The sequence below is a fragment of the Burkholderia sp. Se-20378 genome (assembly GCF_017104665.1).
GTDB lineage: Bacteria > Pseudomonadota > Gammaproteobacteria > Burkholderiales > Burkholderiaceae > Burkholderia > Burkholderia lata.
Genome location: NZ_JAAGPG010000060.1, coordinates 21,756 through 28,062, shown reverse-complemented (window position 1 = coordinate 28,062; position 6,307 = coordinate 21,756). Strand labels below are relative to the sequence as shown.

The 6,307-nt window shown below is 67.3% G+C and carries 5 protein-coding genes and 1 pseudogene; 3 read left to right on the top strand and 3 right to left on the bottom strand.

Going from position 1 to position 6,307, the window contains the following annotated elements; translation table 11 throughout:
* The 3 genes and pseudogenes from G3N93_RS10090 to G3N93_RS10080 form a co-directional block, all read left to right on the top strand.
* A pseudogene (locus G3N93_RS10090) lies at positions 1-329 on the top strand (RND transporter); the annotation flags it as partial.
* 58 nt (positions 330-387) lie between these two features.
* Positions 388-828, top strand: a complete 441-nt coding sequence (locus tag G3N93_RS10085) for a hypothetical protein (RefSeq protein ID WP_174932477.1) — start codon at positions 388-390, stop codon at positions 826-828.
* Positions 800-1,621 (top strand): hypothetical protein, encoded by an 822-nt coding sequence (locus G3N93_RS10080; RefSeq protein WP_206132935.1) that lies wholly within the window; start codon positions 800-802, stop codon positions 1,619-1,621. The genes G3N93_RS10085 and G3N93_RS10080 overlap by 29 nt, the downstream gene beginning before the upstream one ends.
* Before the next feature lie 205 nt (positions 1,622-1,826).
* On the opposite strand, the gene G3N93_RS10075 is transcribed toward G3N93_RS10080, so the two are convergent.
* The 3 genes from G3N93_RS10075 to G3N93_RS10065 form a co-directional block, all read right to left on the bottom strand.
* Positions 1,827-2,552 carry a hypothetical protein gene (locus G3N93_RS10075; RefSeq protein WP_241026488.1) on the bottom strand — a complete coding sequence of 242 codons (726 nt, stop codon included), beginning with the start codon at positions 2,550-2,552 and terminating at the stop codon, positions 1,827-1,829.
* Between the two features lie 249 nt (positions 2,553-2,801).
* A complete protein-coding gene (locus G3N93_RS10070; RefSeq protein ID WP_206132934.1) occupies positions 2,802-4,496 on the bottom strand; it encodes a long-chain fatty acid--CoA ligase in 1,695 nt (564 codons plus the stop codon).
* Between the two features lie 129 nt (positions 4,497-4,625).
* Positions 4,626-6,296, bottom strand: coding sequence for a GMC family oxidoreductase (locus tag G3N93_RS10065; RefSeq protein WP_206132933.1), 1,671 nt, complete (start codon positions 6,294-6,296; stop codon positions 4,626-4,628).
* Positions 6,297-6,307 lie beyond the last annotated feature (11 nt).

Genomic DNA, 6,307 nt, shown 5'->3' with positions numbered 1-6,307 from the left:
AGCAGCGCATCCGCAGCGCGTTTCGCGATGTCGAGGACGCGCTGGTGGCGATCGGCGCCGCGCGCGACCAGCAGGCCATGCTCGCCGCGGCGGTCGACAGCAGCCAGGACGCGCAGTCGCGTGCGACGCGGCTGTACCGCAACGGCCTCGGCGAATACCTGTCGGTCCTCACCGCACAGCGCGCGACGTACCGCGCACGCGATGCGCTCGCACTCAGCCGGCTCGCGCAGGTGCAAGGCGCGATCGCGCTCTACAAGTCGCTCGGCGTCGGCTGGCGCGACGCGCCGCCGGTCGCGCAGGCCGGCGCGCCGCAAGCGAGCGCGCATTGAATGCCGCCCTACGACCGCCCCGACGCTTCGGCGTCGCTCATCCACCGGAGAAATCTCGATGCCCGCTCTCAATCCGAATGATTTCGCGTTACACGACATCCAACTCTTTCCGGTTTGCGTGTTTCGCGCCGAACACGCGACGCCGGGCTATGCGCCCCGCTGGGAAGGCGAGATCGATACGCTGATGCGCCACGGCGAGCCGTTCGTGATCGTCTACGTCGAGCTCGATACCGACGAGAGCCACGACGACCGCAAGCATCGCGCGGTCTGGCTCAAGCAGAACAAGGAGGCGCTGGGCGCCGTCTGCAAGGCGCTCGTCAGCGTCGAACCCGATCCCGACCGTCGCGCGGAAGTGACCGCGCAAGGCGAAGTCGCCGTCAAGGCATTCGGGATTCCGCATCACGCGGTGGCGTCGTTCGGGCAGGCCGTCTCGCTCGCCGCACGGCTCACGCGGCAGCCGTCGGGGAACGATGCACGACCGGCCGGACAACAGGCATGACGCGGCCGGTGCGCCACGCCACGTTGCATTCACCACCGACACGAGGGCCGGCATGCGCTATCCCACCCTGACGATCACGGGCTCGCACACACTTGCGTCATGTCCGTCGCGGCTCCCCGATCCCGGCGAAATCCTGTTGTGGCGACTGCGCGGCGAATGGCAGCTCGTCACCAGCGAGCGCGGCCATCTCTACCTGTCGAAGGCGGAACTGCGGCGTGCCCGCACGCATCCGAACCGCGTGCACGGCCGCCGCTTCGCAATCGGCCGGTCGGCGCTGCGCGCGATCCTGGGAACGCTGGCCGGCCGTGCGGCCGACGAACTGACGTTGATCGACCGCGATGCCGACCATATCGCGGTCGCGGACTGCGACCCGCTTGACGGGCTCGACGTCGTGGTCGGCCATGCCGGGATCTGGATCGTCATCGCGATCGCCCGTGGCCCGATCGGGCTGGGCATGGCGCAGACCAGCGCGCTCGCCGATCCGGTATCGCGCGACCAGTTGCGGCTGGACAGCATCTCGAATGCGTGCGGGAGCGGACACGGCGCGACGCTCGATTCGCTGCCGCCACTCGCGGGGGCATTCCGCGAGGTCGATACGCCGCATGCCGGCCACTGGCGCCTGCTCGATATCCCGCTCTCGGGCCTGGCCTGTGCGGCGACCGTTGCCGCACGCCAGATGGATCGGATCCACGCGGTGGGCTGGCGCGGCGAGCGGAAAGACTGGCTGGCTGATCGCGATCAGCATCTGCGGGCGGCAAAGGTACGCGCTGAGGCCACCTCGGTCACGGCCTGACAGGCCGGCTTCCGGGTTCGCGGGCTGCGTGCGTGGGCGATTCCCGCCTTCGGAATCGGCGATGGGAGCCGTTCATGGGAGTGTGTGAAGGGAGCCGGTTATGGGAGCGGGTGGTTTCGACGCGAGGGGGCGTACACGCCCTGTGATGTCGCGCCCCTCCCGATGATGCCTGGCCACGCCCCCCGGCATCGCTCCGGTCGCGCCCTTACCCGGCAACCATCGCCCCCGCTTTCACATGCCGACCGGCACGACGCAGCAACTGCCAGCCGAACCCCATCATCCACAACGGCAGCAGAAGCACGACGACGATCTCGCCCGCCCCCGTCACGGCTTCGAATTCCGGAAAGAATCCGGAGACGAAGATGATCGCGAAAAGCCAGGCAACGATCTTCAACAGGAACGCCCCTCGCCAGCCGGCCTTCTTCAGATGATTGGCGACAATCGGCGCCCAGAAGAACACCAGCGGGCCTTCGGCCCACCACAGCCCGCTTTGCGTGCCGTTGGCGACCGTCGCCCACGCGGCGGCCGCAGCGGCCCGCGTTGCGTCGTCCCCGCCCGCATACATGTGCGCCAGTGGATCGAGCACCGACAGCTGGAGTGCCGCGCCGGTGATGCCGAGCACCGCGTACGCGCCGATCCCGAACGCGATCATGGTGCCGAGCGCGCCGAGTTCATCCTTGAAGGTATGCACGAAGTACCCGCCGATCACGAGCACCGCGAGATAGAACCCGAACACGTCGGCCAGCATCGACAAGCGAAACAGGTCGCGTGTTTCGGACGGCAGGCTCAGCATCGTCGCGCCGTGCAGCAACATGCCGGTATCCGTGCCGGCCACCATCGACACCAGCCCCACGTTCGCGTAGGCCAGCAGGCCGCCGACGATCGCGCTCCACGCCGTGAAGCGCATGACCTTGTATGAATCGTTCCTCATTCTCTTTCTCCGCACACCATGCCCGGTTCCCGCGTGGAGAACCATTCGATAAGAAGCGACGGCCCCGGTCGCGCGACACAGCCGCCCGAGCCACCCAAAAGTAGTTCACATCAACAACGATAGGTCGATATGACAAACATAAAATCGACGCGGCACACGAGGAAATTCCCTCGTGGCTGCTTCATTCAGTGCAACGTACGAAGCATGCAACCCGCGTGACCATGCACGGATTGACGCATCGCACGCACGTCATGCCACTGCGTCTCCTTGAACGGCAGCGGCAGCAGCCGCCTCTTCCCTTTCCTGCAACTCGCGCCACATGATCTTTCCCGACCCGGATTTCGGCAGCGACTCGACGAATTCGACGATGCGCGGCACCTTGTAGGACGCCATATGATCGCGCGCCCATGCCACCACGTCGTCGGGCGTCACGCCGTCGGGGTACGCCGGATCCAGCACGACGAAGGCCTTGACCGTCTCGCCGCGATGCGCGCTGCGCGTGCCGATCACGCACACTTCCTTGATCGCCGGATGGCGGTACATCATCGTCTCGACTTCGGCCGGCCACACCTTGTAGCCCGACGCGTTGATCATCCGCTTCAACCGGTCGGCCATGAAGAAGTAGCCGTCCGCGTCGATGCGCCCGAGATCGCCGGTGCGCAGGAAGCGCTTGCCGTCGATCTCGACGAACGTTTGCCTCGTGGCCTCCGGATTGCGCCAGTACCCTTGCATCAGTTGCGGCGCGTGCACGACGATCTCGCCCACCTCGCCTTGCGGCACCGGCTGGAACGTGACCGGATCGACGATCCGCGCATCGACGTCGAACACCGGGATGCCGAGGCACTGCGGCTTGGGGTGGGCCGGCGGATTGATGTGCGTCGCGGCGATCGTTTCCGACATCCCGTAGCCTTCGACGTAATCGAGCCCGACCGACTCCTTGAGCTTGCGCGCGATCGCGTCCGGCATCGCCGCGCCGCCGCCGCGCATCGAGCGCAGGCTCGACAGGTCGTATTCGTGCAGGTTCGGGTTCGACAGGAAATCCACCATCATCGTCGAGATCGACTGCCACACGGACACGCGGTTGCGGCCGATCGCGCGGCCCGCGGCATCGCGATCCCAGCGCGGCAGCACGACCACGGTCGAGCCGCGAACCAGCGGGCCGTTCAGCCCGCCCTGCATGCCGGTGACATGGAACAGCGGCAGCACCGCCAGGTGGATCGCGTCTTCGGGATCGTCGAACCAGTCGACGAAGCCGGCCGCCGTGCACATGACGCTGCGATGCGTGTGCACGCAACCTTTCGGCTTGCCCGTCGTGCCGGACGTATAGGGCATCACGCAGATGTCGTCAGGGCCCGCCGTCAGCTCGCCGGGTTTCAGCTGCTCGGCGAGCACATCGCTCCAGTGGATCACGCCGGGCCCGTCGACGTGGCGCGGCGCGGCCACGAAATCAGGCACCGCGACGGCCGAAGGCTGCGCCACGTAGTCGCCATACGTCGCCACGACGACATGCGCGAGGCCGCCCGCACTGCCCACGAGCGGCGCGATGCGCGGATACAGGTCCTGCGCGACGATCACCGTGCTCGCGCCGCTGTCCTCGATGTAATGCGCCAGCTCGTCGGTCATGTTCATTGGATTGACCGGCACGACCACCGCGTTCGCACGCAGGATGCCGTAGTACGCAATCATCCATTGCGGGCTGTTCTGCATGTCCAGCAGCACGCGGTCGCCCGCCTTCACGCCGCAACGCTGCTGCAGGAAACCCGCCACGTGCTCGGCTTCGTGCTGGAAACGTGCGAACGAGACGGGCGTGTCGTAGAACAGGATGAACGGCTTGTCGGGATGGCGCGCCGCCGCGGCCTCCGCTTGACGGAACAGGTGGGTTGCGGGCGGGGCCTGACGCGTGGCCAGGTGCGCGGGCCAGAATGGCGATCGGATGGTAGACATGGTTCGGCAACGCTTCGTCAAAACTGCGGGTGATAAAGGGCATCGGCGGGACGCGTCGTCCCTCGGCTGCATGCACGCATTCGGTTGGTCGAGTGAAGGTTCGACGCGAAAATCAGTCGGATCGTCACCCTATCGACCGGTCTCGATGCCCGACGTCGTGAACCGGTGCGTTTCCGCCGCTGTCGCGTGCACCTTGGACGCCACCCGACTGACGCCGCGCATCAGGTCGACCGCCTTCTCCGCGATCATGATGGTGGGCGCGTTGGTGTTGCCGCCGATCAACGTCGGCATCACCGATGCATCGACGACGCGCAGCCCGTCGAGGCCATGCACGCGCAACTGCGGATCGACCACGGCCATCGCGTCCTGTCCCATCCGGCAGGTGCCGACCGGGTGATAGACGGTATCCGCGCGCTTGCGCAGCACCGCGCGGATTTCGTCGTCGCTGTGCACGTCGCGCGTGAACATGTCCTTCGTGATCCACTCCGCGAGCGCGGGCGCCTCCATGAGGCCGCGCGTGATCTTGAAGCCCGCCACCATGTCCTCCAGGTCGCGCGGATCGTCGAGGAACGCGGGATCGATCAGCGGCGCGTCGGCCGGGTCGCGGCTGCGCAGCGTGACCGAGCCGCGGCTGCGCGGGCGCAGCAGGCACACGTGGCAGGACAGCCCGTGGCCGAGATGCATGCGCCGTGCATGGTCGTCGACCAGCGCGACCAGGAAATGCAGCTGGATGTCGGGTGCATCGAGGCCCGGTTGCGTCTTCAGGAATGCGCCGCCTTCCGCGAAATTCGACGTCAGCATGCCGCGCCGCTCACGGCGAAAGCGCATGATCTCGCGCAGCATCCGCGCGCTGCCGCCCACCGAGACGCCCATCGTGTCGAGGCTGCGCGTGCGGTAGCTGAGAATGAAGTCGGGGTGATCCTGCAGGTTGCGGCCTACGCCGGGCAAGTGGTGCAGTGTGTCGATGCCGACGCGCGCCAGTTCGTCCGACGGGCCGACACCGGACAGCATCAGCAGTTGCGGCGTTTGCAGCGCACCCGCTGCCAGCACCACTTCGCGCCGCGCGCGGAACGTCTTCAGCGCGCCGTTCTGCAGCACTTCCACGCCCACGGCACGCTTGCCCTCGAACAGGATGCGCCGGACCTGCGCGTGCGTTTCGACGGCAAGATTGGCGCGTTTGCCGACGTGCGGGAGCAGATAGCCGCGCGCCGCGCTCCACCGTTCGCCCTGCTTCTGCGTGACCTGGTAGATGCCGACGCCTTCCTGCTGCGCACCGTTGAAATCGTCCGTCAGCGGCAGGCCGGCCTGGCGGGCCGCCGCCAGGAAGCGCGCCTGGAACGGGTTGTCGGAGCGCAGGTCGCTGACCCACAGCGGGCCGCCCTGGCCGTGCCACGCGTCGTCGATGCGTTCGTTGTGCTCGCTCAGGCGGAAGTACGGCAGCACTTCGTCGTACGACCAGCCTGGATTGCCGAGCGCGGCCCACGTGTCGTAGTCGCTGCGATGGCCGCGAATGTAGACCATCGCGTTGATCGCGGACGAACCGCCCAGCGCCTTGCCGCGCGGCTGGTAGCCGACGCGCCCGTCGAGCCCGCGTTGCGGCACCGTCTTGAACGCCCAGTTGTTGAGGCGGGTCGGCAGCATGGCGACCATGCCCGCCGGAATGTTGATGACCGCGCCGTCACCGCTGCCCCCCGCTTCCAGCAGGCAGACGCTGACGTTCGGGTCTTCGGTCAGGCGCCCTGCCACCACGCTGCCGCCCGAGCCGCCGCCCACGACGATGTAGTCGAATTGATGATTCATGGCCTTTCTCT

What these genes read in the sequence shown, in the direction of transcription:
- G3N93_RS10070 (WP_206132934.1), bottom strand. Translation starts at nt 4,496, where the DNA reads ATGTCTACCATCCGATCGCCATTCTGGCCCGCGCACCTGGCCACGCGT.
- G3N93_RS10085 (WP_174932477.1), top strand. Translation starts at nt 388, where the DNA reads ATGCCCGCTCTCAATCCGAATGATTTCGCGTTACACGACATCCAACTC.
- G3N93_RS10065 (WP_206132933.1), bottom strand. Translation starts at nt 6,296, where the DNA reads ATGAATCATCAATTCGACTACATCGTCGTGGGCGGCGGCTCGGGCGGC.
- G3N93_RS10080 (WP_206132935.1), top strand. Translation starts at nt 800, where the DNA reads ATGCACGACCGGCCGGACAACAGGCATGACGCGGCCGGTGCGCCACGC.
- G3N93_RS10075 (WP_241026488.1), bottom strand. Translation starts at nt 2,552, where the DNA reads ATGAGGAACGATTCATACAAGGTCATGCGCTTCACGGCGTGGAGCGCG.